This is a genomic window from Paenibacillus sp. FSL R7-0302, assembly GCF_038006885.1.
Classification (GTDB): domain Bacteria; phylum Bacillota; class Bacilli; order Paenibacillales; family Paenibacillaceae; genus Paenibacillus_AQ.
The window spans coordinates 1483525-1507196 of record NZ_JBBOWB010000002.1; the positions used below are offsets into that span (position 1 = coordinate 1483525).

41 protein-coding genes are annotated in these 23672 nt (G+C 47.2%); 39 read left to right on the forward strand and 2 right to left on the reverse strand.

All coding sequences use genetic code 11. The features are described from left to right. Positions 1–63 precede the first annotated feature (63 nt). From rpsL to tuf, 4 genes are all read left to right on the forward strand, one after another. Positions 64–483 (forward strand): 30S ribosomal protein S12, encoded by a 420-nt coding sequence (gene rpsL / locus MKY96_RS32230; RefSeq protein WP_036721853.1) that lies wholly within the window; start codon positions 64–66, stop codon positions 481–483. A gap of 45 nt (positions 484–528) precedes the next feature. Beyond that, complete coding sequence (gene rpsG, locus MKY96_RS32235) at positions 529–999, forward strand: 30S ribosomal protein S7 (protein ID WP_020427074.1); 471 nt, start codon at positions 529–531, stop codon at positions 997–999. A 47-nt stretch (positions 1000–1046) separates the two neighbouring features. Then, positions 1047–3125 (forward strand): elongation factor G, encoded by a 2079-nt coding sequence (gene fusA / locus MKY96_RS32240; RefSeq protein WP_076081734.1) that lies wholly within the window; start codon positions 1047–1049, stop codon positions 3123–3125. A 108-nt stretch (positions 3126–3233) separates the two neighbouring features. Then, entirely contained in the window at positions 3234–4424 is a 1191-nt protein-coding gene (tuf, locus tag MKY96_RS32245; RefSeq protein WP_036721850.1) for an elongation factor Tu, read from the forward strand. 91 nt (positions 4425–4515) lie between these two features. On the opposite strand, the gene MKY96_RS32250 is transcribed toward tuf, so the two are convergent. Continuing rightward, positions 4516–4857, reverse strand: a complete 342-nt coding sequence (locus MKY96_RS32250; protein ID WP_340946738.1) for a cupin domain-containing protein — start codon at positions 4855–4857, stop codon at positions 4516–4518. Positions 4858–4890: 33 nt separating this feature from the next. Next, positions 4891–5307, reverse strand: a complete 417-nt coding sequence (locus MKY96_RS32255; RefSeq protein WP_340946740.1) for a V4R domain-containing protein — start codon at positions 5305–5307, stop codon at positions 4891–4893. A 254-nt stretch (positions 5308–5561) separates the two neighbouring features. Here MKY96_RS32255 and MKY96_RS32260 point away from each other — a divergent pair, with 254 nt between their 5' ends. From MKY96_RS32260 to rpsI, 35 genes are all read left to right on the forward strand, one after another. After that, on the forward strand, positions 5562–6221 hold the full coding sequence (locus tag MKY96_RS32260; RefSeq protein WP_340946742.1) for a Crp/Fnr family transcriptional regulator: 660 nt from the start codon (positions 5562–5564) through the stop codon (positions 6219–6221). A 236-nt stretch (positions 6222–6457) separates the two neighbouring features. After that, positions 6458–6766 carry a 30S ribosomal protein S10 gene (gene rpsJ / locus MKY96_RS32265; RefSeq protein ID WP_017692074.1) on the forward strand — a complete coding sequence of 103 codons (309 nt, stop codon included), beginning with the start codon at positions 6458–6460 and terminating at the stop codon, positions 6764–6766. A gap of 38 nt (positions 6767–6804) precedes the next feature. After that, the gene (gene rplC / locus MKY96_RS32270; RefSeq protein WP_340946744.1) at positions 6805–7428 is read left to right on the forward strand and encodes a 50S ribosomal protein L3; all 624 of its coding nucleotides are present in this window, start codon (positions 6805–6807) and stop codon (positions 7426–7428) included. Between the two features lie 25 nt (positions 7429–7453). After that, on the forward strand, positions 7454–8077 hold the full coding sequence (gene rplD, locus MKY96_RS32275; protein WP_036721837.1) for a 50S ribosomal protein L4: 624 nt from the start codon (positions 7454–7456) through the stop codon (positions 8075–8077). Then, on the forward strand, positions 8077–8370 hold the full coding sequence (gene rplW / locus MKY96_RS32280; RefSeq protein ID WP_019908225.1) for a 50S ribosomal protein L23: 294 nt from the start codon (positions 8077–8079) through the stop codon (positions 8368–8370). The genes rplD and rplW overlap by 1 nt, the downstream gene beginning before the upstream one ends. 27 nt (positions 8371–8397) lie before the next feature. Further along, positions 8398–9228: a 50S ribosomal protein L2 gene (gene rplB / locus MKY96_RS32285; protein ID WP_036692392.1), complete on the forward strand. Its 831-nt coding sequence runs from the start codon at positions 8398–8400 to the stop codon at positions 9226–9228. Positions 9229–9305: 77 nt separating this feature from the next. Beyond that, positions 9306–9584: a 30S ribosomal protein S19 gene (gene rpsS / locus MKY96_RS32290; RefSeq protein ID WP_036692395.1), complete on the forward strand. Its 279-nt coding sequence runs from the start codon at positions 9306–9308 to the stop codon at positions 9582–9584. A gap of 31 nt (positions 9585–9615) precedes the next feature. Further along, positions 9616–9948, forward strand: a complete 333-nt coding sequence (rplV, locus tag MKY96_RS32295; protein WP_019908228.1) for a 50S ribosomal protein L22 — start codon at positions 9616–9618, stop codon at positions 9946–9948. A 13-nt stretch (positions 9949–9961) separates the two neighbouring features. Next, positions 9962–10627, forward strand: a complete 666-nt coding sequence (rpsC, locus tag MKY96_RS32300) for a 30S ribosomal protein S3 (RefSeq protein ID WP_036721832.1) — start codon at positions 9962–9964, stop codon at positions 10625–10627. A gap of 2 nt (positions 10628–10629) precedes the next feature. Beyond that, positions 10630–11064 (forward strand): 50S ribosomal protein L16, encoded by a 435-nt coding sequence (rplP, locus tag MKY96_RS32305; protein ID WP_020427064.1) that lies wholly within the window; start codon positions 10630–10632, stop codon positions 11062–11064. Then, complete coding sequence (gene rpmC, locus MKY96_RS32310; RefSeq protein ID WP_019908232.1) at positions 11054–11251, forward strand: 50S ribosomal protein L29; 198 nt, start codon at positions 11054–11056, stop codon at positions 11249–11251. The genes rplP and rpmC overlap by 11 nt, the downstream gene beginning before the upstream one ends. Before the next feature lie 43 nt (positions 11252–11294). Further along, positions 11295–11561, forward strand: coding sequence for a 30S ribosomal protein S17 (gene rpsQ / locus MKY96_RS32315; RefSeq protein WP_036692400.1), 267 nt, complete (start codon positions 11295–11297; stop codon positions 11559–11561). 40 nt (positions 11562–11601) lie between these two features. Then, positions 11602–11970: a 50S ribosomal protein L14 gene (rplN, locus tag MKY96_RS32320; RefSeq protein WP_036680556.1), complete on the forward strand. Its 369-nt coding sequence runs from the start codon at positions 11602–11604 to the stop codon at positions 11968–11970. Between the two features lie 56 nt (positions 11971–12026). Further along, positions 12027–12380, forward strand: a complete 354-nt coding sequence (gene rplX / locus MKY96_RS32325; protein WP_019908235.1) for a 50S ribosomal protein L24 — start codon at positions 12027–12029, stop codon at positions 12378–12380. A 30-nt stretch (positions 12381–12410) separates the two neighbouring features. Then, positions 12411–12953 carry a 50S ribosomal protein L5 gene (gene rplE, locus MKY96_RS32330; protein WP_036721829.1) on the forward strand — a complete coding sequence of 181 codons (543 nt, stop codon included), beginning with the start codon at positions 12411–12413 and terminating at the stop codon, positions 12951–12953. Between the two features lie 44 nt (positions 12954–12997). After that, positions 12998–13183, forward strand: a complete 186-nt coding sequence (locus tag MKY96_RS32335; protein ID WP_036589425.1) for a type Z 30S ribosomal protein S14 — start codon at positions 12998–13000, stop codon at positions 13181–13183. A gap of 32 nt (positions 13184–13215) precedes the next feature. Further along, positions 13216–13614 (forward strand): 30S ribosomal protein S8, encoded by a 399-nt coding sequence (gene rpsH / locus MKY96_RS32340; protein WP_036692403.1) that lies wholly within the window; start codon positions 13216–13218, stop codon positions 13612–13614. Positions 13615–13644: 30 nt separating this feature from the next. Beyond that, positions 13645–14187 carry a 50S ribosomal protein L6 gene (gene rplF, locus MKY96_RS32345; RefSeq protein ID WP_036721827.1) on the forward strand — a complete coding sequence of 181 codons (543 nt, stop codon included), beginning with the start codon at positions 13645–13647 and terminating at the stop codon, positions 14185–14187. Positions 14188–14271: 84 nt separating this feature from the next. After that, entirely contained in the window at positions 14272–14640 is a 369-nt protein-coding gene (gene rplR, locus MKY96_RS32350) for a 50S ribosomal protein L18 (protein ID WP_036692407.1), read from the forward strand. A 26-nt stretch (positions 14641–14666) separates the two neighbouring features. Beyond that, on the forward strand, positions 14667–15164 hold the full coding sequence (gene rpsE / locus MKY96_RS32355) for a 30S ribosomal protein S5 (RefSeq protein ID WP_036652980.1): 498 nt from the start codon (positions 14667–14669) through the stop codon (positions 15162–15164). 14 nt (positions 15165–15178) lie between these two features. Then, positions 15179–15364, forward strand: a complete 186-nt coding sequence (gene rpmD, locus MKY96_RS32360) for a 50S ribosomal protein L30 (protein WP_019908243.1) — start codon at positions 15179–15181, stop codon at positions 15362–15364. A 41-nt stretch (positions 15365–15405) separates the two neighbouring features. Beyond that, on the forward strand, positions 15406–15846 hold the full coding sequence (gene rplO / locus MKY96_RS32365; RefSeq protein ID WP_036692409.1) for a 50S ribosomal protein L15: 441 nt from the start codon (positions 15406–15408) through the stop codon (positions 15844–15846). Next, positions 15846–17144, forward strand: a complete 1299-nt coding sequence (secY, locus tag MKY96_RS32370; RefSeq protein ID WP_036721825.1) for a preprotein translocase subunit SecY — start codon at positions 15846–15848, stop codon at positions 17142–17144. The genes rplO and secY overlap by 1 nt, the downstream gene beginning before the upstream one ends. Before the next feature lie 98 nt (positions 17145–17242). Beyond that, complete coding sequence (locus MKY96_RS32375) at positions 17243–17887, forward strand: adenylate kinase (RefSeq protein WP_036721823.1); 645 nt, start codon at positions 17243–17245, stop codon at positions 17885–17887. Positions 17888–17891: 4 nt separating this feature from the next. Beyond that, positions 17892–18644 (forward strand): type I methionyl aminopeptidase, encoded by a 753-nt coding sequence (gene map / locus MKY96_RS32380; protein WP_036721822.1) that lies wholly within the window; start codon positions 17892–17894, stop codon positions 18642–18644. An 11-nt stretch (positions 18645–18655) separates the two neighbouring features. After that, a complete protein-coding gene (locus MKY96_RS32385; protein WP_036721819.1) occupies positions 18656–18964 on the forward strand; it encodes a KOW domain-containing RNA-binding protein in 309 nt (102 codons plus the stop codon). Between the two features lie 2 nt (positions 18965–18966). Then, positions 18967–19182 carry a translation initiation factor IF-1 gene (infA, locus tag MKY96_RS32390; protein WP_018753971.1) on the forward strand — a complete coding sequence of 72 codons (216 nt, stop codon included), beginning with the start codon at positions 18967–18969 and terminating at the stop codon, positions 19180–19182. Positions 19183–19235: 53 nt separating this feature from the next. Further along, entirely contained in the window at positions 19236–19349 is a 114-nt protein-coding gene (gene rpmJ, locus MKY96_RS32395; RefSeq protein ID WP_003322638.1) for a 50S ribosomal protein L36, read from the forward strand. A 19-nt stretch (positions 19350–19368) separates the two neighbouring features. Beyond that, a complete protein-coding gene (gene rpsM / locus MKY96_RS32400) occupies positions 19369–19737 on the forward strand; it encodes a 30S ribosomal protein S13 (RefSeq protein ID WP_036721817.1) in 369 nt (122 codons plus the stop codon). 19 nt (positions 19738–19756) lie between these two features. Then, positions 19757–20152 carry a 30S ribosomal protein S11 gene (gene rpsK / locus MKY96_RS32405; RefSeq protein ID WP_020427052.1) on the forward strand — a complete coding sequence of 132 codons (396 nt, stop codon included), beginning with the start codon at positions 19757–19759 and terminating at the stop codon, positions 20150–20152. Positions 20153–20283: 131 nt separating this feature from the next. Beyond that, positions 20284–21228, forward strand: coding sequence for a DNA-directed RNA polymerase subunit alpha (locus MKY96_RS32410; protein WP_036692422.1), 945 nt, complete (start codon positions 20284–20286; stop codon positions 21226–21228). Positions 21229–21270: 42 nt separating this feature from the next. Next, entirely contained in the window at positions 21271–21636 is a 366-nt protein-coding gene (rplQ, locus tag MKY96_RS32415; protein ID WP_019908254.1) for a 50S ribosomal protein L17, read from the forward strand. A 179-nt stretch (positions 21637–21815) separates the two neighbouring features. Beyond that, entirely contained in the window at positions 21816–22595 is a 780-nt protein-coding gene (gene truA, locus MKY96_RS32420) for a tRNA pseudouridine(38-40) synthase TruA (protein ID WP_340946747.1), read from the forward strand. 231 nt (positions 22596–22826) lie between these two features. Beyond that, positions 22827–23264, forward strand: a complete 438-nt coding sequence (gene rplM / locus MKY96_RS32425; protein ID WP_036721811.1) for a 50S ribosomal protein L13 — start codon at positions 22827–22829, stop codon at positions 23262–23264. Between the two features lie 20 nt (positions 23265–23284). After that, a partial coding sequence (rpsI, locus tag MKY96_RS32430) for a 30S ribosomal protein S9 (RefSeq protein WP_340946748.1) occupies positions 23285–23672 on the forward strand: 388 nt, incomplete at its 3' end.

The following is a 23672-nucleotide window of genomic DNA, read 5'->3' on the forward strand; positions in this document are numbered from 1 at the left end:
ACCTGGGTCTGTGGACTTAATGTTTGTAAATTGACTATCATTTCAGGAAGGGGGTGGCACAACATGCCAACTATCAATCAATTGGTTCGTAAAGGCCGTCAAGCCAAAATCGAAAAATCCAAATCTCCCGCTCTTCAAAAAGGGTTCAACGCCCTCAAGCGTGAGGCTACAAATTTGAGCGCTCCGCAGAAACGCGGTGTATGCACTCGTGTAGGCACAATGACTCCACGTAAACCAAACTCAGCACTTCGTAAGTATGCCCGTGTTCGTCTGACGAACCGTCTTGAGGTGACTGCTTACATTCCGGGTATCGGACACAACCTTCAAGAGCACAGTGTAGTATTGCTGCGCGGAGGTAAAGTTAAAGACCTTGCAGGAGTTCGTTACCACATCGTTCGTGGCGCACTGGATACTGCAGGTGTTGCTAACCGGATGCAGGCTCGCTCCAAGTATGGTGCGAAACGTCCTAAAGTCAAGAAATAAGATGAGCTTATCAGCATAATAACCATATAAGAAAGGGGGATATCCATGCCACGCAAAGGTCCAGTTACTAAAAGAGATGTATTGCCAGATCCATTGTATAATAGCAAGTTGGTTACTCGTTTGATCAACCGTATTATGCTGGGTGGTAAAAGAGGTGTCGCTCAAAGCATTTTGTACAATTCGTTCAAGTTGATTCAAGAACGTACAGGTAAAGAGCCGATGGAAGTTTTCGAAGCTGCCATCAAGAATATCATGCCTGTATTGGAAGTTAAAGCTCGTCGTGTCGGCGGTGCTAACTACCAAGTACCTATTGAGGTTAAACCTGAAAGACGTACTGCTTTGGGATTACGTTGGCTTGTAAACTACTCGCGCAACCGCGGTGAGAAGACTATGGAAGAGCGTTTGGCGGCTGAGATTATCGATGCTTCCAACAACACAGGTGCTTCCGTTAAGAAACGTGAAGATACACACAAGATGGCTGAAGCGAACAAAGCGTTTGCTCACTACCGTTGGTAGGATTGCAGTCGTTCAAATAACTTCTATTTTGAAAGGAGATCCATTTCATGGCAAGAGAGTTCTCCTTAAAAAATACACGTAATATCGGGATCATGGCACATATTGATGCTGGTAAGACTACTACCACTGAGCGGATTCTATTCTACACAGGCCGTACGCACAAAATCGGTGAAGTTCACGAGGGTGCTGCTACAATGGACTGGATGGAACAAGAACAAGAGCGCGGAATCACGATTACTTCCGCTGCTACAACTGCTGCATGGAAAGGTCACCGCATCAATATCATTGATACCCCAGGACACGTTGACTTCACCGTTGAAGTTGAACGTTCCCTGCGTGTATTGGATGGGGCAGTTGGAGTATTTAGTGCGAAAGAGGGCGTAGAGCCTCAGTCTGAAACCGTATGGAGACAGGCTGACCGTTACAACGTACCACGGATCGCATATGTGAACAAAATGGACATTATCGGTGCGGATTTCCTTAACGTAATCGAAACTATGCGTGATCGTCTTCAAGCCAATGCAGTTGCTATTCAACTGCCAATCGGTGCAGAAAATGATTTCGCAGGTATCATCGACCTCGTTGAGCAAAAAGCACATATGTTCAGAGATGATTTGGGCCAAAATATTGAAGTTACGGATATTCCGGAAGAATATTTGGCAAAGGTTGAGGAACTGCGTCTTGAGCTGATCGAGAAAGTTGCTGAACTTGATGAAGATCTGACTATGAAGTACCTGGAAGGCGAAGAAATTACTATTCCGGAAATCAAAGCTGCTCTGCGCAAAGGCGTAGTTGAAGTTAAAATTTTCCCAGTAATTTGCGGCTCTTCCTACCGGAACAAAGGGATTCAGCTTATGCTGGATGCTGTTGTTGATTACTTGCCTTCACCTTTGGATGTACCGGCTATTACGGGTCATCTGGAGGATGGAACAGAAGCGGAACGTCATCCTTCGGATGAAGAGCCATTCGGTGCCTTGGCATTTAAGATCATGACAGACCCTTATGTTGGTAAACTCACGTTCTTCCGTGTATACTCCGGTATCCTGGAATCAGGTTCTTATGTAATTAACGCTACTAAGGGCAAACGTGAGCGTATTGGGCGTATCCTGCAGATGCATGCGAACAGCCGTCAAGAAATCTCCATCGTTTACGCTGGTGATATCGCGGCAGCCGTTGGTCTGAAGGACACTAGCACAGGCGATACACTCTGCGACGAGAAACATCCGATCATTCTGGAATCCATGAACTTTCCAGATCCGGTTATCGAAATCGCAGTCGAGCCAAAAACCAAAGCTGACCAAGATAAACTGGGTGTTGCTCTCGGAAAGTTGACTGAAGAGGATCCTACTCTTCGTGCTCACACTGATGAAGAAACAGGCCAAACCATCCTGGCAGGTATGGGTGAGCTTCACTTGGACATCATCATCGACCGTATGCGTCGTGAATTCAAAGTAGAAACCAATGTGGGTAAACCGCAGGTTGCTTACCGCGAAACGTTCAAGGCATCTGCCCGCGTAGAAGGCAAGTTTGTTCGCCAATCCGGCGGTCGCGGTCAGTACGGTCACGTATGGGTTGAATTTGAACCTCTCGAGCCAGGTACTGGCAGCCAATTCGAAAGTAAAGTTGTCGGTGGTTCTGTACCTAGAGAATACATCGCTCCTGCACTTGCCGGTATTGAAGAGCAAATGAAGAACGGCGTTATTGCAGGCTTCCCGCTTGTTGACGTTAAAGCTACCATCGTAGATGGTTCTTACCATGATGTTGACTCCAACGAAATGGCGTTCAAAATTGCCGGTTCGATGGCGCTTAAAGCTGCAAAAGACAAATGTCAACCTGCATTGCTTGAGCCAATCATGAAAGTGGAAGTAACTGTTCCTGAGGAATACATGGGCGATGTAATGGGTATGCTGAACTCCCGTCGCGGTAGAATCGAAGGTATGGATTCCCGTGGTGGAGCGCAAATTATCCGTGCGAAGGTGCCTTTGTCCGAAATGTTCGGATACTCCACAACACTCCGTTCCGGTACTCAAGGACGCGGCGTATTCTCAATGGAGCTGTCTCACTATGAAGAAGTACCTAAATCCATTGCTGAAGAAATCGTAGCCAAGAACAAAGGCGGAGAATAAGCTTGATTTTTAACTTGCCGTCCGGGTATAACACATAAGTCACCTTAGAACTGCAAATAGGCGGACGGCTCAAATATATGGACCCCACAATAAGGAGGAACTGTTCAAATGGCAAAGGCAAAGTTTGAACGTAACAAACCGCACGTTAACATCGGTACTATCGGTCACGTTGACCATGGTAAAACAACTCTGACTGCTGCAATCACAACTGTATTGTCCAAAAAATACGGTGGTGCTGCTGTAGCATTCGACCAAATTGATAAGGCTCCTGAAGAACGCGAACGCGGTATCACTATCTCCACCGCTCACGTTGAATATGAAACTCCTAACCGTCACTACGCTCACGTAGACTGCCCTGGACACGCCGACTATGTTAAAAACATGATCACTGGCGCAGCGCAAATGGACGGAGCAATCCTGGTTGTATCCGCAGCTGACGGCCCTATGCCACAGACTCGTGAACACATCCTGCTGTCCCGTCAAGTAGGCGTTCCTTACATCGTTGTATTCCTGAACAAATGCGACATGGTTGAGGACGAAGAGTTGCTTGAATTGGTTGAAATGGAAGTTCGCGATCTGCTTAGCGAATACGACTTCCCAGGCGATGACACTCCAATCGTTCGTGGATCTGCTCGTGAAGCTCTGCAGAACCCTGATGGCGAGTATGCACAGAAGATCGTTGAAATGTTCGAAACGATCGACACATACATCCCGCTTCCAGAACGTCAGACTGACAAGCCTTTCTTGATGCCTGTCGAAGATGTATTCTCCATCACTGGCCGCGGTACTGTGGCAACTGGTCGCGTAGAACGCGGAACAGTTAAAGTCGGAGAAGAAATCGAAATCGTTGGTATTCACGAAGAAACTAAGAAGTCTGTAGTTACTGGCGTGGAAATGTTCCGCAAATTGCTTGATTCCGCTCAAGCTGGCGACAACATCGGCGCATTGCTGCGTGGTGTTGACCGTAACAACATCGAGCGTGGCCAAGTATTGGCTAAGCCGAACTCCGTTAAGCCACACACTGAGTTCACTGCTCAGATCTACGTTCTGACTAAAGAAGAAGGCGGACGTCACAAACCATTCTTCACTGGTTACCGTCCACAGTTCTACTTCCGTACAACTGACGTAACTGGCATCATCAACCTGCCAGAAGGTACTGAAATGGTTATGCCTGGTGACAACATCACTGTAACTGTTCAGCTGATCTCCCCAATCGCTATTGAAGAAGGTACTAAATTCTCCATTCGCGAAGGCGGACGTACAGTTGGTGCCGGTTCCGTAGCTTCTATCCAAAAATAATTCAGGCTCTATCCGTTAGGATAGACTGAATATAAGTCAGGCCCCCTTCAAATGAAGGGGGCCTGTTTTATTTTATAGATAAGATTGAGAATTAGATTTCCTTCGCATAGTCCGCACTTGGCAGCTTGGACAGAACGACATGCAGGCTGGACGGCGATGAACTATTATTCGTATAAGCGAATGACTCGTCACCGGCAATGTAGATGGTCTCTCCTTGGATGAAGGAGAACTCTTCCTCATTAACATGAATGGTACCGTCACCGTGTAAGGCGAGGATATAGACATCTGCTCCGGGGTGCTTGTGAACGGGCAGCTTTTGCCCAGGCATGAAATTAAGCACAAATACTACGCTATCGCCTTTTTGGAAAATGATCTTTTTGGTAAAGCGTTCCTCTTGATAATCTACGGCCTCAGCTAATGTTTTCTTTTCCATTATAAATCCCTGCTTTCATTATATTAGTATTATTTAAAGCTTAACTTCGTACTCGCAGTGCTCATGACCGGTGACATTACATTTGATCTCTTTCACTGAAACCTTGCGGCCGAGAATTCGGCACAGAGCACCTTCAATGATAGCTCCCTCCAGATCACAGACCATTCTTTCATCTTCAAGGGAAGGTAGTCCTTTGCAGAAGCAATCGTCAACAGCGATATTAATTTTGCGCTCATCGGAATGAACAATTCGGGGAATCCCGATTTTGAGCTCCTCAAAGATCTGCAGCAGCTCTTCCACGGAATGGACAGGCAGGCTCTCGCCGATCTTTCTGCCAATGGTCACAGTCGTTCCCTTTCCGCCTAACGGCAATCCTTGGTTCATTCCAATTAGACGGATGGTCCGGAATAGTTCAAGCGGTACCATCTTGCCCAGAGTTGTTCTATTCATCTGGCGCATGTCCTCAAAAGTGTATTGTTGCAAGCCCATCAACTCCTTTTCTCTCTATGAACCTATTGTATAGACAGCCGGCGCGTTAATCCTTGATATAGATCAAGTTTTATGAAAATTTGTGCGTCCAGTCACCCGGCAGCGCTTCGATCATTGATATGGTGGGATAAGCGACAGTAGAGGAGGAATGATGTATGGAATGCAATACGTGCAGTTCTCATGCCTGTGTGCGCCAGGTTCCGGTATTCAGGAGCTTGTCCGATGAAGAATTGGTTATCATAGAATCAATCACAGAATCCCATTCATATAAAAAGGGTAGCCAGGTCTGCCGAGAAGGAGAGCCGTCTCAAGCCTTATATGTGGTAAAGAGCGGTCTTATCAAACTGACGAAGAACAGTAAAGAAGGCAAGCAGCATATTGTACGCTTTCTTTTCCCCGGTGATTATTTCGGACAGTTTGCCCTGCTTCACAATAAAAATAATGATGTAACGGCGGAGATTATTGAAAGTGGAGTGGTCTGCCGGATGCACCGGAAGGATTTCATTCCCCTCTTGGAGCAGAATGCGGGCCTGGCGTTTAGCTTTCTGATGTCTGTTAGTGAGCAGCTGCATCTGGCGGAAGAAACAGCAGGGGCACTGCATATGTTTGAAGTGGAAAAACGGTTAGCCCGGCTTCTAGTCTATTTGTACACGAGGAATCTGCCAGAATCAGCACTGACAATGCAAGCTTTGCGACATTCCGTGGATCTCCCATCGGCGCAAAAAGAAGTGGCAGCGATGATCGGCACGACTGCCGAGACCTTAAGCCGTAAGCTGAACAAGCTGGAAGCGCAGAAGATCATCGATATGCATAAGAGAACCGTGAATATTCTGGAGATGGAGGCTCTAATTCAGCTTGCTGAAATCAGTAATTAACAATTTTCAGATAAAACCGTGTGTTTTTTAACTTTTTTTCTGGAAAAGGTGATTTGTTTTGCAAAGGCTCTTGCAATATAGCCGCCTATTAGATATAATAATAAATGTTGTTCTGAGACGTTGCGATGATGTGAGAGGTTACTGACACACCCGGCCCCTTTGCCATGAGGTCGACGTCGGAAAATTTTCACGGAGTATGTCCGATAATAAATTGGGCGATAGAAGGAGGGACTAAAATGGCAAAGCAAAAAATTCGTATTCGCTTGAAAGCATACGACCACAGAATTCTTGATCAATCCGCAGAGAAAATCGTTGAAACAGCAAAACGTTCGGGTGCTGGTGTATCCGGGCCGATTCCGCTGCCAACTGAGAAGCAAATCATTACTATTCTCCGTGCGGTACACAAGTACAAGGATTCCCGTGAACAGTTTGAGCAACGGACTCACAAACGTTTGATCGATATTGTGAACCCAACACCACAAACTGTGGATGCCTTGATGCGCTTGGATCTACCGTCCGGTGTAGATATCGAAATCAAATTGTAATTCATTAAGTAACCAGGAAAAGAAAAGAGGTGTCAACATTGAAAGGTATCTTAGGAAAAAAACTCGGTATGACTCAAGTGTTTACTCCAGAAGGTAACGTAATTGCGGTTTCTGTTATCGAAGCTGGACCTTGTGTGGTACTGCAAAAGAAAGACCTGAATATCGACGGATATGAAGCAGTGCAGCTGGGCTTTTCCGATAAAAAGGAAATTCGCTCCAACAAGCCTGAACAGGGTCACGCCAAAAAGGCAAATGCAACACCTAAGCGCTACGTTCGCGAAATTCGCGGTGTTGACCTCGGGTCACTCGAGGTTGGACAAGAGCTTAAGGCTGACATCTTCGCTGAAGGCGAGTTTGTTGACGTAACAGGTACTTCGAAGGGTAAAGGCTTCCAGGGTAACATCAAACGCTGGGGACAAAGCCGCGGACCAATGGCACACGGATCGCGCTACCACAGAAGACCGGGCTCGATGGGTTCCATCCAGGCTAACCGTGTTCCTAAGGGCAAACGCCTGCCAGGACATATGGGTCACACGACTGTAACGGTTCAAAAGCTTGAAATCATCCGGGTTGACGTAGAACGTAATGTACTGCTGGTTAAAGGCGCTATTCCGGGCCCTAAAAACAGCTTCGTGAAAGTTAAACAAACCGTTAAGAAATAATTGCTGAAGAAAGGAGGAACATGAAATGCCAAAAGTAACACTTTTCAATACTAGTGGTAACGAAGTTGGCGAAGTTGAACTGAGTGATTCAGTTTTCGGTATCGAACCGAATGTACATGTGCTGCATGAAGCTGCACTTATGCAAAGAGCTTCCCTTCGTCGCGGTACACACAAAGTAAAAGGACGCTCTGAAGTGCGTGGCGGCGGACGTAAGCCTTGGAAACAAAAAGGTACAGGTCGTGCTCGTCAAGGCTCCATTCGTTCTCCACAATGGAAAGGCGGCGGCGTAGTCTTCGGACCAACACCACGCAGCTATTCCTGGAAATTGCCTAAGAAGGTTCGCCGGTTGGCCATCAAATCCGCGTTGTCCTCAAAAGTGCTTGAGAATGACATCATCGTATTGGATAGCCTGACCCTGAATGCTCCGAAGACGAAAGAATTCGCAGCGATTCTGAACAACCTTAAAGTGGGCAGCAAAGCCCTGATCGTAGCACCGAGCTATGATGACAATGTAGCACTTTCCGCTCGTAACATCCCTGGGGTGAAATTCGTAGCGGCTGACGGCATCAATGTTCTTGACGTACTGACGTACGACAAACTGATCATCACTAAAGAAGCAGTTCTGAAGGTAGAGGAGGTGTTCGCGTAATGAAAGATCCTCGTGATATAATTAAGCGTCCAGTGATTACGGAACGCACATCCGAATACATGAGCGAACTGAAGTACGCTTTTGAAGTGGATATCCGTGCTAACAAGACCGAAATCAAAAAAGCTGTCGAGGCTATTTTTAAAGTAAAAGTCGTTAGTGTGAACACAATGCGCGTACCTGGTAAACTGAAACGTTATGGCAAATACTCCGGTTATACTCCAGAGTGGAAAAAAGCCATCGTGAAGCTTAGCCCGGACAGCAAGCCGCTTGAGTTCTTTGAAGCGGTAGAATAATACTCTTAAAGTAAGGAGGAAACTATAGTGCCAATCAAAAAGTACAAACCGACCTCTCCGGCAAGACGCAACATGTCTGTGTCTACGTTTGAAGAAATTACAACAAACCAGCCAGAGAAATCGTTGCTGTCCCCGCTGTTCAAGCATGCCGGACGCAACAACCAAGGTAAAATTACGGTTCGTCACCATGGCGGCGGACACAAACGTAAATACCGTATTATTGACTTCAAGCGGACTAAAGACGGCATACCAGGTAGCGTTGCTACAATCGAGTATGACCCGAACCGTACTTCCAATATTGCTTTGATCCACTATGCTGATGGAGAGAAACGTTATATCATCGCTCCTAAAGGCCTTAAAGTTGGGGACAAAGTTGAGTCCGGCCCTGCTGCGGACATCAAAATTGGTAACAGCCTTCCGTTGATCAACATCCCGGTAGGTACAGTTATCCACAACATCGAGTTGAAACCAGGCAAAGGCGGACAATTGGTTCGTGCTGCCGGTACTGAAGCTCAGCTGCTGGGTAAAGAAGATAAATACGTATCTGTTCGTTTGAACTCGGGTGAGGTTCGCAGAATCCTCAGCGTTTGCCGTGCGACTATCGGAGCCGTAGGCAACGGAGATCACGAACTGATCAAGATTGGTAAAGCCGGACGCAGCCGCTGGCTCGGACGTCGTCCTGAAGTACGCGGTGTTGTCATGAACCCTAACGATCACCCACACGGTGGTGGTGAAGGCCGCGCTCCTATCGGACGGAAATCGCCAATGTCACCTTGGGGCAAACCAACCCTCGGCTACAAAACGCGTAAGAAAAACAAAGCATCTGATAAATATATCGTTCGTCGCCGCACAAAATAAGACGCTTCAGGCAAGTTAGTTAAGCGCGAAGCGTCGATTCGCGGTTTTGAAGAACCGGATGAAGGGAGGATTCACACATGGGTCGCAGTTTAAAGAAGGGGCCGTTCATCGATGGCTACCTGCTGAAAAAAGTTGAGGATTTGAACGAGACAGACAAGAAAGTCGTAGTAAAAACCTGGTCCCGTCGCTCAACCATTTTCCCTCAGTTTATCGGACATACGTTTGGTGTATATGACGGCCGCAAACACGTGCCTGTATACGTAACGGAAGATATGGTAGGTCACAAGTTGGGCGAGTTCGCGCCAACACGTACTTACAAAGGCCACGCGGGTGACGATAAGAAAACCAGAAGATAATTAACGTCTTCGTTTGAGAGGAGGGAAAACAATGGAAGCAAAAGCACATGCAAGATCGGTGCGGATTTCCGCTCGTAAAGCGAAACTGGTTGTTGACTTGATTCGCGGCAAGCAAGTGGGGGAAGCAATTGCAATTCTTCGCCACACTCCGAAGTCCGCTTCTCCGGTTGTTGAGAAGCTACTGAACTCGGCGATTGCGAACGCTGAGCATAACTACTCTATGGACGTTAACAGCTTATTCGTAAGCGAAGTTTTCGTTAACCAGGGTCCTACAATGAAACGTTTCCGTCCGCGCGCCATGGGCCGCGCAAGCCGGATTAATAAACGTACCAGCCACATTACTTTGGTGGTATCTGAGAAATAAGGAGGGATAACACGTGGGTCAAAAGGTAAATCCAGTCGGACTCCGAGTCGGTATTATTCGCGATTGGGAATCAAAATGGTATGCAGGCAAAGATTTCGGTACTCTTTTAATGGAAGACGTCAAAATCCGGGAATACCTTAAAGGCAAGTTGAAAGATTCCTCTGTTTCCCGCATCGAGATCGAAAGAGCGGCAAGCCGAGTGAACGTTACAATTCACACTGCCAAGCCAGGTATGGTAATTGGTAAAGGCGGAGCAGAAGTAGAAGTACTTCGCAGCGCAGTTACAACTATCGCCGGCGGTAAGAAAGTACACATCAACATCAATGAAATCAAACACCCTGAACTGGATGCTATTCTTGTTGCTGAAAGCATTGCACAACAGCTGGAACGTCGCGTATCGTTCCGTCGTGCTCTGAAACAAGCGATTCAAAGAACTATGCGTTCCGGCGCAAAGGGAATTAAAACTCAGGTTGGCGGACGTCTTGGCGGCGCTGAGATTGCCCGTTCAGAAGGTTATAGCGAAGGAACAGTTCCACTTCATACGCTTCGTGCTGATATCGATTACGGAACAGCTGAAGCACATACAACTTACGGCCGTATCGGCGTAAAAGTATGGATTTATCGTGGAGAAGTTCTTCCCCCAGCTAAGAAACAAGCTGCTCAGGAAGGAGGCAACTAATCATGTTGGTACCAAAGCGCGTTAAACACCGCAAGCAACAACGCGGTCACATGAAGGGTATGGCAAAAGGCGGAACTGAACTTAACTTCGGCGAATTCGGTTTGCAGGCACTGGAGCCATCTTGGATCACTAACCGTCAGATCGAAGCTGCTCGTATCGCAATGACACGTTACATCAAACGTGGCGGTCAGGTTTGGATCAAGATTTTCCCGGATAAGCCAATCACTCAGAAGCCTCTCGAGGTTCGTATGGGTAGTGGTAAAGGTAACGTTGAGAAGTGGGTAGCTGTAGTTAAACCGGGTAAGATTATGTTCGAACTCGGAGGCGTGTCGGAAGAAATCGCTCGTGAAGCGATGCGTCTTGCCGCTCACAAGCTGCCTGTAAAGACTAAGTTTGTGAAACGTGAAGAATTGGGTGGTGAAGCAAATGAAAGCTAATGAACTTCGCAACTTAACCACTGCTGAGATTGAACAGAAAATCGCCGGATTTAAGGAAGAACTTTTCAATCTCCGTTTCCAATTGGCAACAGGCCAACTGGACAACCCGACTCGGATTCGTGATGTGCGTAAGGAAATAGCTCGTGCTAAAACCGTTATCCATCAAAGAGTACTTGGGATTAGTTAAGTGACGGCGGATGCATAATCCGTAATCAGGAAGGAGGCTAATTATGAGCGAAGAGCGTAATGCACGTAAAGTGCTGATCGGTAAAGTAGTCAGCGACAAAATGGATAAAACCATCGTAATTGCTGTTGAAACCTATAAAAAGCACAATCTGTATCACAAACGCATCAAGTCCACGAAGAAATTCAAGGCACATGATGAAGAGAATGTAGCTAAAATTGGTGATGTCGTGAAAGTCATGGAAACTCGTCCATTGTCGAAGGACAAACGGTGGAGACTGGTTGAAGTGGTAGAAAAAGCGGTAATCATCTAAGACATGAAGCAGATCCCTTTCCGGAAGGAGGAAAATAATAATGATTCAACCATTTACACGTTTGCATGTGGCTGACAACTCTGGTGCGAAGGAACTGATGTGTATCCGCGTACTGGGTGGTACTGGACGCCGTACAGCAGCAATCGGCGATCTGATCGTTTGTTCCGTTAAACAAGCAACACCAGGCGGCGTTGTCAAAAAGGGTGATGTTGTCAGAGCGGTAGTTGTTCGTACAAAACGTTCGGTACGCCGTAAAGATGGGTCTTACATCGCATTCGACGAAAATGCAGCTGTTGTTGTCAAAGACGACAGAAGCCCGCGCGGAACACGTATCTTCGGACCAGTTGCTCGCGAACTTCGCGACAAGGACTACATGAAGATCGTTTCCTTGGCACCGGAAGTAATCTAAAAATCCGAGTGATGCTCGGTTGTACTTGAAAAGGTCAGTTATAGGAGGTGTAATCAATGCCTAGAGTTAAAAAAGTTCTGGAATCCCATAACAATAAACTGCACGTGAAAAAAGATGATGTGGTGCTTGTGATTAGCGGGAAAGACAAAGGTAAAAAAGGCCGTGTCATCGCTGCTTATCCTCGTGAAAACCGCGTCCTGGTAGAAGGCGTGAACATGGTGAAGAAACACCAGAAGCCTAACCAGTTGAATCCGCAAGGCGGAATCATCGAGCAGGAAGCTTCGATCCATGTGTCCAACGTAATGCACATTGATCCGAAGAGCGGGAAAGTTACGCGTATCGGCTATAAAGTACTAGATAACGGTAAGAAGGTTCGGGTAGCAAAAAGATCCGGAGAGATTATCGACTAATACAGTCCTAATGAAAGGAGGTAAATCTTCATGGCAGCAAGAATGAAAGAACGTTATCTGAATGAAATCACACCATCTTTGATGCAGAAGTTTAACTACACAACAGTTATGCAAGTGCCTAAGATCGAGAAGATCGTCATCAACATGGGTGTAGGTGACGCTGTTCAAAACTCCAAAGTACTTGACGCTGCAGTTAACGATATGCAACTGATTTCTGGTCAAAAGCCGGTTATCACTAAAGCTAAGAAATCCATCGCCGGTTTCAAACTGCGCGAGAATATGCCGATCGGGGTTAAAGTAACACTGCGCGGCGAGCGTATGTATTACTTCCTGGATAAATTGATCAACGTAACGCTTCCACGCGTTCGTGACTTCCGTGGTATTTCCAGCAAAGCCTTTGATGGCCGCGGTAACTACACACTGGGTCTTAAAGAGCAATTGATCTTCCCGGAAATCGAGTATGACAAAGTGGATAAGGTTCGCGGTATGGACATCGTTATTGTAACGACTGCTAAGACGGACGAGGAATCCCGTGAGCTGCTGAATCAGCTGGGAATGCCTTTCACAAAATAAGAATCATCCATTTCTCCGAAAATGTTTAGGAGGTGTCAGTCTAAGTGGCAAAGACTTCAATGAAAGTTAAACAACAACGCGAGCCTAAGTTCAAAGTACGTGCATACACACGTTGCGAGCGTTGCGGTCGTCCACATTCGGTACTGCAAAAGTTCAAAATTTGCAGAATTTGTTTCCGTGAATTAGCTTATAAAGGCCAGATCCCTGGCGTGAAAAAAGCAAGTTGGTAAGAAGTTTATAAACGGGAAGGAGGTTTACACACATGACTATGTCTGATCCTATTGCAGATATGCTTACTCGTATTCGTAACGCCAACACTGTGCGTCACGAGACAGTAGAAATGCCTGCTTCTACTATGAAAAAACAAATCGCGGACATCTTGAAGCGTGAGGGCTTCATCCGTGATGCTGAATTCGTTGAAGATAGCAAACAAGGGATTATCCGTATTTTCCTGAAGTACGGCCCAAGCCAGGAGCGCGTTATCACTGGTCTGAAAAGAATCAGTAAACCAGGTCTTCGCGTATACACGAAGAGCAATGAAGTGCCTCGTGTACTCGGTGGCCTTGGAATCGCGATTATCTCCACATCTAAGGGAGTTATGACCGACAAAGAAGCTCGTCAATCTAAATCCGGCGGAGAAGTTGTCTGCTACATTTGGTAATAAACGTCACAAGATAAGGAGGTGCAACACATGTCTCGTATTGGTCGCAAACCAATCGCAGTACCTAGCGGTGTAGATGTCACTTTGGACAACGCCGTTATTACAGTAAAAGGTCCTAAAGGCACTTTGACTCGTGAGCTTCATAAAGACATGAAGATTACAGTTGAAAATAACGAAATCACTGTTGTTCGCCCGTCGGACAACAAATTGCATCGTTCACTTCACGGCACAACCCGCTCCGTTGTCAACAACATGGTGAGTGGTGTGACTGAAGGTTTCTCGAAATCTCTGGAACTGGTTGGGGTCGGATATCGTGCAAGCAAATCCGGAGATAAAATTGTATTGAACGTTGGTTACTCCCACCCGGTTGAAATTACACCGGAAGCGGGTATCGAGTTCGATGTTCCTGCGAACACGAAGATCATCGTTAGAGGGATTGACAAAGAACGCGTTGGCGCTTATGCTGCCAAAATCCGTTCCGTACGTGAACCTGAACCATACAAAGGTAAAGGTATCAAATATGAAGGCGAGCGTATCATCCGCAAGGAAGGTAAAGCTGGTAAGAAGAAATAACCAGCTCTACCTTAATTGTAAGATACCCCGTGCATCTTAAAGTGAAGCTGTTTACGGCAAACTGAAGGGAGTGAAAGGGAAGTCATGATTACAAAAGAGGATAAAAACAAGGCTCGTCTCAAAAGACACCTGCGTGTTCGTAAGAAGATCCAGGGTACTACTGAGCGTCCACGTTTGAATGTGTTCCGTTCTTCGAAACACATCTACGCTCAACTGATCGATGATGTGACTGGCGTTACTATCGTATCGGCCTCCACACTTGATAAGGAATTGAGTGCTACAATCGGAAATGGCGGCAGCGTTGAAGCTGCAAGCAAAGTGGGTCAATTGATCGCTGAGCGTGCCAAAGAAAAGGGTTATGCAGTGGTTGTATTTGACCGCGGTGGATACTTGTACCATGGACGGATTCAGGCTCTGGCTAGCGCAGCTCGCGAAGCTGGTCTTGAATTCTAGAATATTTCTAAAAGGAGGTTAACGACTTGCGTGTAGATCCGAACAGTTTAGAACTGACAGAAAGAGTTGTACACATCAACCGTGTTGCAAAAGTTGTAAAAGGCGGACGCCGTTTCAGCTTTAGTGCACTTGTTGTTGTGGGCGACGGCAACGGCTACGTTGGTGCTGGTATCGGTAAAGCCGGCGAAGTTCCGGATGCCATCCGTAAAGGCATTGAAGACGCCAAGAAAAACCTGATCCACATTCCAATCGTAGGAACTTCGATTCCTCACCTGGTTACTGGACATTTCGGCGCAGGACGCGTTCTGCTGAAACCAGCATCCGAAGGTACCGGCGTTATCGCTGGTGGACCGGTTCGTGCGGTGCTTGAATTGGCAGGCGTTGGCGATATCTTGACAAAATCTTTGGGTTCTTCGAATTCCATGAATATGGTCAATGCTACTTTAGAGGGTCTTTCCCGTCTGAAGCGTATTGAAGAGGTCGCGAAGCTTCGCGGCAAATCTGTCGAAGAATTACGCGGTTAAGGAGGGGAACGTCAATGGCTAAATTGCAAATTACCCTCGTACGCAGTGTAATTGGACGTCCAGAAACACAACGTGTTACTGTTAAGACGCTCGGCCTGCGCAAAACCAACTCGTCCGTGGTTCACAACGACACTCCTGCAATTCGCGGGATGATCAACAAAGTGAGCCACTTGCTGTCCGTTACTGAAATTGAAGGCTAAACAGCCTCGCATAAATTAACAAACATAAGGAGGTGCAAACGATGAAGTTACATGAACTTGCTCCAGCTCCTGGATCACGGAAAGAACGCAACCGCGTTGGTCGTGGACCAAGTAGCGGTAACGGTAAAACTTCGGGCCGTGGACACAAAGGTCAAAACTCCCGTTCCGGCGGTGGTGTACGTCCAGGCTTCGAGGGTGGACAAAACCCACTCTATCGTCGTCTGCCTAAACGTGGTTTCGTCAATCCTACCCGTAAAGAGTACGCGATTGTGAACCTGGAAGATCTGAATAGCTTTGCAGAAGGAACAGAAGTAACTCCTGAGCTTTTGCTTGAAACTGGTGTTGTCAGCAACACTAAGAGCGGCATCAAGATTCTCGGCAACGGTGAACTGGCTGTTAAATTGACTGTCAAAGCAAATAAGTTCTCTCAATCTGCGGTAGAGAAAATCGAAGCTGCCGGCGGTAAAACCGAGGTGATCTAATGTTCAAGACGCTTAAGAATATATGGCATGTTGAAGATTTGCGCAAAAAGATCCTGTTTACCCTGTTCGTTCTGATCATTTACCGCATCGGTTCGTTTGTACCGGTTCCCGGTGTGAACAAAGAAGTACTGGAATCAACAAATCAGGGCGGAGACGCTTTGATGGGTCTTTTGAACACCTTCTCGGGCGGAGCGCTCAAAAACTTCTCGATTTTTGCGATCAGCATTTACCCGTATATCACAGCATCCATCATAGTTCAATTGCTTTCGATGGATGTTGTCCCTAAGTTTGCCGAATGGGCTAAGCAAGGGGAACACGGGAAAAAGCAGCTGGCGCAAATTACGCGTTACGGCACAGTAGTGCTAGGTTTGATCCAAGCGTTTGCCACATCTATCGGGTTTAACCGGATTTATGGCACTGAGATGATTCCAAATGCAACCTTTGCGGATTACCTGCTTATTGCGATCATATTGACGGCGGGTACATCGTTCTTGATGTGGTTAGGTGAGCAGATCACTGAAAAGGGTATAGGAAACGGGATTTCGATCCTGATTTTTGCGGGAATCGTCGCCGCCTTTCCGGGATATATCACCACTACGGCGCAATCAAGCTTCATTCAGCCGGGTCAGATGTTCCTGAATATTCTTAAAGTCGTTATTGTACTGATCGTGGTTGTTGCGATTATTGTCGGGGTGATCTTTGTTCAACAAGGTATCCGTAAAATCCCTGTACAATATGCCAAGCGCGTAGTCGGTAACAAAATGTACGGTGGACAGAATACGCACATTCCGCTTAAAATTAATGCGGCTGGTGTAATTCCTGTTATCTTCGCCGTTTCGCTGCTTCAATTCCCGGTCGTTTTATCGAGCTTCTGGTCCACCCACGCTTGGGCTAAATGGGTCTCGGCCAATCTGGATCATACCAAGCCGCTCGGCATGCTGCTGTATGTAGTCATGATCATCGGATTCACGTTCTTCTATACGTTTGTTCAGATGAACCCGCAGCAAATGGCTGACAATATGAAAAAGAATGGCGGATACATTCCAGGTATACGTCCAGGTAAGGCTACTGAGAAATATCTGACTAGAGTAATGTCGCGTCTGACCATGTCCGGTGCGCTGTTCCTGTCATTAATCTCTGTACTGCCAGTATTATTTGGATCGTTGTCCGGGTTACCGAAGCAAGTGCAGATTGGTGGTACGGCACTGCTTATCGTTATCGGTGTTGCACTGGATACCATGAAGCAGATCGAGAGCCAATTGATCAAACGCCATTACAAAGGCTTCATCAATAAATAGGCGATAGGTTCCGGAGAAGTACCTAAGGCTTTAAACTTCCCGGTACCTATTGTGCTGTTTCTTGCTTGGTGGCGAACTTTCGGGGGGAGAAGAGAATCGTGAACATTTTATTCATGGGCCCTCCTGGGGCAGGCAAGGGAACACAAGCCGCTGTTGTTGTAAAAGAGTTGGGTATTCCTCATATTTCGACTGGTGATGCATTCCGCTTGGCTATTAAGCAAGGCACACCGGTTGGACTTAAGGCCAAATCTTATATTGATCAAGGGTTGCTTGTACCTGATGATGTGACTATTGGAATCGTCGAAGAACGGCTGCAGCAGTCCGATTGCGAAAAAGGTTTTTTATTGGATGGCTTTCCAAGAACCCTTTCGCAAGCGGAAGCGCTGGGAGAAATCCTCAGCCGGCTTGGAACTTCACTGGATCACGTTGTTAACTTGAATGTGGACCGCGGACTGCTGATGGCACGTCTTACCGGACGCCGGATCTGCTCCGTATGCGGAACATCCTACCATTTAATTTTCAACCCGCCGAAGCAAGAAGGCGTCTGCGACATTGATGGCGGAGAATTGTATCAGCGTCCGGACGACAACGAAGAAAGTGTAGGCAAGCGTCTTGATGAGTATGATAACAAGACAGCGCCGCTGCTTGCATTTTATGACGATAAAGGTCTTGTGCGTCAGGTAAACGGAGAAAACGAAATCAATGTCGTTTCTTCTGAAATCGTATCTATGCTGCGGGGTTAATGTAATGATCATTTGCAAATCCGAACAGGAACTTGTCTTTATGAGGGAAGCTGGTCGAATTGTTGCCGAGAGTCACCGTCTTATTGCTGAAGCTATCCAGCCAGGCATTACTACCGGTGAGCTCGACAGAATCGCCGATGGGTACATTCGCAGTCAGGGTGCTGTGCCGTCTTTCAAAGGCTACAACGGTTTTCCTGCCAGCATTTGCGCTTCAGTCAACGAACAATTGGTGCACGGATTTCCAGGGAAACGCAAACTGGTAGAAGGCGATATCGTTACGCTGGATATCGGTGCAGAGTACCGTGGTTATCACGGTGATTCCGCCTGGACATACGGGGTGGGCAGCATTTCTGAAGAGGCTCAGCGTCTGCTGGACGTCACGGAAGGCTCCCTGTACGCTGGACTGGCGTTAGTCAAACCGGATGTGCGCTTGTTTACAATCTCCCATGCAATTCAGTCATACATTGAAGACGCCGGATTCTCCGTTGTCCGCGAGTATGTTGGTCATGGCATTGGGGCAGAACTGCATGAAGAACCGCAAATTCCGAACTATGGCATAGCGGACCGCGGACCACGTTTGAAGCCGGGTATGGTACTCGCCATTGAGCCGATGGTTAACGCTGGAGAACGTTATGTCAGAACGCTGGATGATAACTGGACGGTCGTTACGGTAGACGGTTCACTGTGCGCTCACTTCGAGCATACAGTAGCAGTTACACCGGACGGCATGGAAATTTTCACAAAACTGAATGCGTAGGTGATCTTCACGTGAATACTGGGAGCAGCCCGCAGGTTGGTCAAATCGTGAGAATTCTCAAAGGCAAGGATGCCGGAGAGGCTGCCGTTGTTATCGCAGTTGTGGATAGCAGATTTGTATATATTGCTGATGGAGACAAACGTAAGTTTGACAGCCCAAAGAAGAAGAATATTCAGCATCTGGAGCTCATACCCTTCATCAGCAGTGAGATTGTAGACAGTTTGGAAGAAACCGGCCGGGTCACCAACGGAAAGCTGCGGTTTGCAGTGATGAAGTATGGCCAGCCCGCTGGAAAAAGTGCTAATGAGAAAGGAGACTAACTGTGGCTAAGGAAGACGTCATTGAGGTAGAAGGAACGGTTATTGAGCCGTTGCCTAACGCAACTTTTAAGGTTGAGCTTGAGAACGGTCATCAAATACTTGCCCATGTGTCCGGGAAATTGCGGATGCACTTTATCCGTATCCTAACCGGAGACAAAGTGGTCGTGCAGTTATCGCCTTATGATTTATCAAAAGGCCGTATAACTTACCGTAAATAGATGGGAACTACAACAAAAGTTTTGCTTCGCAAAACTTTGAGGAGGTAATTAACATGAAGGTAAGACCTTCTGTAAAGCCCATTTGCGAAAAATGCAAAGTCATCCGCCGCAAAGGGACTGTTATGGTAATTTGCGAAAATCCGAAACACAAACAAAAACAAGGTTAAGAAGGGGGTGTAGCGTAAAATGGCTCGTATAGCTGGAGTGGATTTGCCACGTGATAAGCGCGTTGAGATCGCCTTGACTTATATTTTCGGAATCGGTAAAACGACTTCCCAGAAAATTCTTAATGAAACAGGCATTGACGTTAACACACGTGTCCGTGATTTGACGGAAGATGAAGTCAGCAAACTGCGTGAAACGATCGACAAAGAGGTTAAGGTTGAAGGTGACCTTCGTCGTGAAATTTCCTTGAATATTAAGCGTCTTACTGAGATCGGCTGTTACCGCGGTGTTCGTCACCGTCGTGGATTGCCTGTTCGCGGTCAACGTACCAAAACCAATGCTCGTACCCGTAAAGGCCCGCGTCGTACTGTAGCAAACAAAAAGAAATAAGAAGAGGTGATAAGAGACAATGGCTAAACCGAAAAAAGTCGTACGTACGAAACGTCGCGACCGGAAAAATATCGAGTCTGGCGTGGCACATATCCGTTCCACGTTCAATAACACTATCGTTACGATCACGGATCCCCACGGAAATGCAATTTCCTGGGCAAGCTCCGGCGGTCAAGGATTCAAAGGTTCCCGTAAATCGACTCCATTTGCAGCGCAAATGGCAGCCGAAACAGCTGCTAAGGCAGCTATGGAACACGGCATGAAGTCCGTTGAAGTTATGGTTAAAGGACCGGGCGCGGGCCGCGAAGCAGCCATCCGTTCCCTTCAGGCCGCTGGCCTTGAAGTAAACCTCATTAAAGACGTTACTCCGGTTCCTCACAATGGATGCCGTCCGCCGAAGCGTCGCCGCGTATAATTCAATCAGAATTGTGATTGTGGTATAATTCTGACGCATCTGCTAATAATAGGTGTTTAGGCATACTACATGATACACCTGATGGGGTGACTGTTTCATATAGGAGCGACGTTTGAAGGAGGGGTACACTCGTGATAGAAATCGAAAAGCCGAAGATTGAGACCGTAGAAGCCAATGATGATGGGACCTATGGGAAATTCGTAGTTGAACCGCTGGAACGTGGATATGGCACGACTCTGGGGAACTCGCTTCGCCGGATCCTGCTTTCCTCCCTTCCGGGAGCCGCAGTGACTTCGGTCCAAATTGACGGCGTTCTGCATGAGTTCTCGACCGTTCCCGGCGTAATGGAAGATGTGACGGAAATCATCCTGAACCTTAAAGCTCTGTCTCTGAAGATTCATTCGGATGAAGAGAAAGTGTTCGAGATTGATGCTGAAGGAGAAGGCATCGTTACCGCGGGTGATATCCGTGCGGACAGCGATGTTGAGATCCTGAACCCGGATCTTCATATTGCAACGCTGGGACCTGGCGCGAGACTGCACATGCGCATTTTTGCAGGCCGTGGTCGCGGCTACGTCCAAGCGGACCGGAACAAACGCGACGATCAGCCAATTGGTGTAATTCCAGTTGACTCTATCTACACTCCTATTTCACGTGTGAATTACGGTATTGATAATACCCGTGTTGGTCAAGTGACTAACTACGACAAGTTGACGCTGGAAATTTGGACAGATGGCAGTATCCGACCGGAAGAAGCCGTTAGCCTTGGAGCCAAAATTTTGAACGAGCACCTCGTTCTGTTCGTAGGTCTTACGGATGAAGCGAAAGACGCCGAAATTATGGTTGAAAAAGAAGAAGACAAAAAAGAAAAAGTACTTGAGATGACGATCGAGGAGCTTGATCTTTCTGTCCGTTCCTACAACTGCCTCAAACGTGCCGGTATTAATACCGTGCAAGAGCTGACTACGAAAACTGAAGAAGATATGATGAAGGTTCGTAACCTGGGCCGCAAATCTTTGGAAGAGGTTCAAGAGAAGCTTGAGGAACTTGGTTTGGGACTTCGTACAGAAGAATAGGACCCCGGAGTTCTTGAGACTTGAGTGAAGGAGGGAAAACAAATGGCATACCAAAAATTGGGCCGTGATTCCAGCGCGCGTAAAGCTTTGTTCCGCGATATGGTAACGGATCTGTTCCTATACGAACGTATTCAGACAACAGAAGCCAAAGCGAAGGAAGTTCGTTCCATCGCTGAGAAACTGATCACTAAAGCGAAAAAGGGCGATCTTCATGCTCGCCGTCAAGTAGCTGCATTTGTTCGTCGTGAGACTGTAGATGGTGAACAAGATGCAATCCAAAAATTGTTCTCTGACATTGCTCCACGTTACACAGAGCGTCCAGGCGGATACACTCGTATCCTGAAGCTGGGACCTCGCCGTGGCGATGCTGCGCCTATGGTTTATCTTGAACTGGTAGACCGCGCGTAGTTTCACAAGCCATGATTTCCGGATGTACGCTTTACGTATTTAACGTTATTGTACTGCAGGGCATAGTACCCTGCCGTGCAAATAACCGCGGGAATCACCTTGTATAGAGTAGAAGGAGCTCCCGCCGGGGCTCTTTTTTTTGAGAATAAATTAAGTATATGGACCAACAGGAGAATGAAATGCGCAATCTATTGATGAAAGTCAATTATGACGGTACCCATTATGATGGCTTTCAGACCCAGCCTCAGGGCAATACGATTCAGGACAAGCTGGAGCATGCTATTCAGCATCTGACCGGTGAGACGCTCAAAATCACGGGCTCAGGACGGACTGATGCAGGGGTGCATGCTTATGGCCAACCTTTTAACTTCATAACCTCCTCACAGATTCCGCTGGAGCGCTGGTGTCTGGCGCTGAATGCCAGGCTGCCGCAGGATATCGTTGTTACTGAGGCTGCTGAGGTTCCGCTCTCGTTCCACTCCCGTAGAGGGGCGAAGCGTAAAACCTACCGCTATACAATTAACGGAAACCGGTTCCCGGACCCGTTCCAGCGACGCTGGCAGCATCATCATCCGATGAAGCTGAACGTTCCTGCGATGGAGCTGGGGCTAAGCTCGCTGCTAGGTACCCATGATTACACCTCGTTTGCGTCCAGGAAGTCTACCAAGACTTCGCATGTGCGGACCATTTATGAGGCTTATCTTGAAGTAGACCGCAGCATGTGCCGCCCGGGCTCTCCTGACCAGGGAGTGATCCATACCTATATTACAGGCAGTGGCTTTTTGCAACATATGGTACGCATTATTATGGGCACGCTGATGCAGGTGGGGCAAGGTAAAATCAGCGCAGATAGAATGCCTGTCATTCTTGCGGCTTGTGATCGTGCAGCGGCCGGACCTACGGCTGTGTCTAAGGGGCTGGCACTCTGGAGTGTGGAATATGACGAGATAGACGACTAAACGGCCGATACTATATTTTTTATGAAAATAAGTACTGATTGTTTAAAAATCGCTTGCGCTTGTCATGTTTATACTGTAATATAAAAGTTGTGTTTTCTTGATGGCTATCCCACAGCCCCGATCAAGGAAATGCCAACAAATAAGTTTTTTAACTCACTAAATTGTAATTCAATCGCGAAACAAGATATACGAAACAGATGATTTTCGTACGAGAACAAGGAGGAAACATTCATGCGTACCACCTACATGGCGAAGCCGAACGAAGTTGAACGCAATTGGCACATCATTGATGCCGAAGGCAAAACACTTGGCCGTTTGGCAAGCGAAGCCGCTGCCCTGATCCGCGGCAAACACAAACCGCAATTCACTCCACACGTTGATACTGGTGATTTCGTAATTGTTATCAACGCTGAGAAGATTCACCTCACAGGTAAGAAAATGCAAAACAAGAAATACTACCGTCACTCGATGCACCCAGGTGGCTTGAAAGTTACCGTTGCGGAAGAACTGCTCAAGACCAAACCTGAGCGTATGATTGAATTCGCAGTTCATGGTATGATTCCTAAGACTCGTCAAGGTAATCACATGAAGCTGAGACTCAAAGTATATGCAGGCGCTGAACATCCACATGCAGCACAAAAACCTGAAGTTTACGAACTTCGCGGATAAGAATAAAGGAGGACAGTTTCATGGCACAAGTACAATACTATGGGACAGGTCGTCGTAAACATTCGGTAGCACGTGTTCGCCTTGTACCGGGTGAAGGACGCATTGTCATTAACAAACGTGAGATGGACGAATATTTCGGTGTTGAAACACTGAAGATGATCGTAAGACAACCTTTGAACCTGACTGAAACTCTGGGCAGCTACGATGTAATCGTGCTTGCACATGGTGGCGGCATTTCCGGTCAAGCTGGCGCAATCCGTCACGGGATCTCCCGTGCATTGCTCAAAGTAGACCCTGAATATCGCGGTACGCTGAAGAAAGCCGGCTTCCTGACACGTGACCCACGTATGAAGGAACGTAAGAAATACGGCCTCAAAGCTGCTCGTCGCGCTCCTCAGTTCTCGAAAC

What these genes read in the sequence shown, in the direction of transcription:
- rpsL (WP_036721853.1), top strand. Translation starts at nt 64, where the DNA reads ATGCCAACTATCAATCAATTGGTTCGTAAAGGCCGTCAAGCCAAAATC.
- rpsG (WP_020427074.1), top strand. Translation starts at nt 529, where the DNA reads ATGCCACGCAAAGGTCCAGTTACTAAAAGAGATGTATTGCCAGATCCA.
- fusA (WP_076081734.1), top strand. Translation starts at nt 1,047, where the DNA reads ATGGCAAGAGAGTTCTCCTTAAAAAATACACGTAATATCGGGATCATG.
- tuf (WP_036721850.1), top strand. Translation starts at nt 3,234, where the DNA reads ATGGCAAAGGCAAAGTTTGAACGTAACAAACCGCACGTTAACATCGGT.
- MKY96_RS32250 (WP_340946738.1), bottom strand. Translation starts at nt 4,857, where the DNA reads ATGGAAAAGAAAACATTAGCTGAGGCCGTAGATTATCAAGAGGAACGC.
- MKY96_RS32255 (WP_340946740.1), bottom strand. Translation starts at nt 5,307, where the DNA reads ATGAATAGAACAACTCTGGGCAAGATGGTACCGCTTGAACTATTCCGG.
- rpsJ (WP_017692074.1), top strand. Translation starts at nt 6,458, where the DNA reads ATGGCAAAGCAAAAAATTCGTATTCGCTTGAAAGCATACGACCACAGA.
- rplD (WP_036721837.1), top strand. Translation starts at nt 7,454, where the DNA reads ATGCCAAAAGTAACACTTTTCAATACTAGTGGTAACGAAGTTGGCGAA.
- rplW (WP_019908225.1), top strand. Translation starts at nt 8,077, where the DNA reads ATGAAAGATCCTCGTGATATAATTAAGCGTCCAGTGATTACGGAACGC.
- rpsS (WP_036692395.1), top strand. Translation starts at nt 9,306, where the DNA reads ATGGGTCGCAGTTTAAAGAAGGGGCCGTTCATCGATGGCTACCTGCTG.
- rplV (WP_019908228.1), top strand. Translation starts at nt 9,616, where the DNA reads ATGGAAGCAAAAGCACATGCAAGATCGGTGCGGATTTCCGCTCGTAAA.
- rplP (WP_020427064.1), top strand. Translation starts at nt 10,630, where the DNA reads ATGTTGGTACCAAAGCGCGTTAAACACCGCAAGCAACAACGCGGTCAC.
- rpmC (WP_019908232.1), top strand. Translation starts at nt 11,054, where the DNA reads ATGAAAGCTAATGAACTTCGCAACTTAACCACTGCTGAGATTGAACAG.
- rpsQ (WP_036692400.1), top strand. Translation starts at nt 11,295, where the DNA reads ATGAGCGAAGAGCGTAATGCACGTAAAGTGCTGATCGGTAAAGTAGTC.
- rplN (WP_036680556.1), top strand. Translation starts at nt 11,602, where the DNA reads ATGATTCAACCATTTACACGTTTGCATGTGGCTGACAACTCTGGTGCG.
- rplX (WP_019908235.1), top strand. Translation starts at nt 12,027, where the DNA reads ATGCCTAGAGTTAAAAAAGTTCTGGAATCCCATAACAATAAACTGCAC.
- rplE (WP_036721829.1), top strand. Translation starts at nt 12,411, where the DNA reads ATGGCAGCAAGAATGAAAGAACGTTATCTGAATGAAATCACACCATCT.
- rpsH (WP_036692403.1), top strand. Translation starts at nt 13,216, where the DNA reads ATGACTATGTCTGATCCTATTGCAGATATGCTTACTCGTATTCGTAAC.
- rplF (WP_036721827.1), top strand. Translation starts at nt 13,645, where the DNA reads ATGTCTCGTATTGGTCGCAAACCAATCGCAGTACCTAGCGGTGTAGAT.
- rplR (WP_036692407.1), top strand. Translation starts at nt 14,272, where the DNA reads ATGATTACAAAAGAGGATAAAAACAAGGCTCGTCTCAAAAGACACCTG.
- rpmD (WP_019908243.1), top strand. Translation starts at nt 15,179, where the DNA reads ATGGCTAAATTGCAAATTACCCTCGTACGCAGTGTAATTGGACGTCCA.
- rplO (WP_036692409.1), top strand. Translation starts at nt 15,406, where the DNA reads ATGAAGTTACATGAACTTGCTCCAGCTCCTGGATCACGGAAAGAACGC.
- secY (WP_036721825.1), top strand. Translation starts at nt 15,846, where the DNA reads ATGTTCAAGACGCTTAAGAATATATGGCATGTTGAAGATTTGCGCAAA.
- map (WP_036721822.1), top strand. Translation starts at nt 17,892, where the DNA reads ATGATCATTTGCAAATCCGAACAGGAACTTGTCTTTATGAGGGAAGCT.
- rpmJ (WP_003322638.1), top strand. Translation starts at nt 19,236, where the DNA reads ATGAAGGTAAGACCTTCTGTAAAGCCCATTTGCGAAAAATGCAAAGTC.
- rpsM (WP_036721817.1), top strand. Translation starts at nt 19,369, where the DNA reads ATGGCTCGTATAGCTGGAGTGGATTTGCCACGTGATAAGCGCGTTGAG.
- rpsK (WP_020427052.1), top strand. Translation starts at nt 19,757, where the DNA reads ATGGCTAAACCGAAAAAAGTCGTACGTACGAAACGTCGCGACCGGAAA.
- rplQ (WP_019908254.1), top strand. Translation starts at nt 21,271, where the DNA reads ATGGCATACCAAAAATTGGGCCGTGATTCCAGCGCGCGTAAAGCTTTG.
- truA (WP_340946747.1), top strand. Translation starts at nt 21,816, where the DNA reads ATGCGCAATCTATTGATGAAAGTCAATTATGACGGTACCCATTATGAT.
- rplM (WP_036721811.1), top strand. Translation starts at nt 22,827, where the DNA reads ATGCGTACCACCTACATGGCGAAGCCGAACGAAGTTGAACGCAATTGG.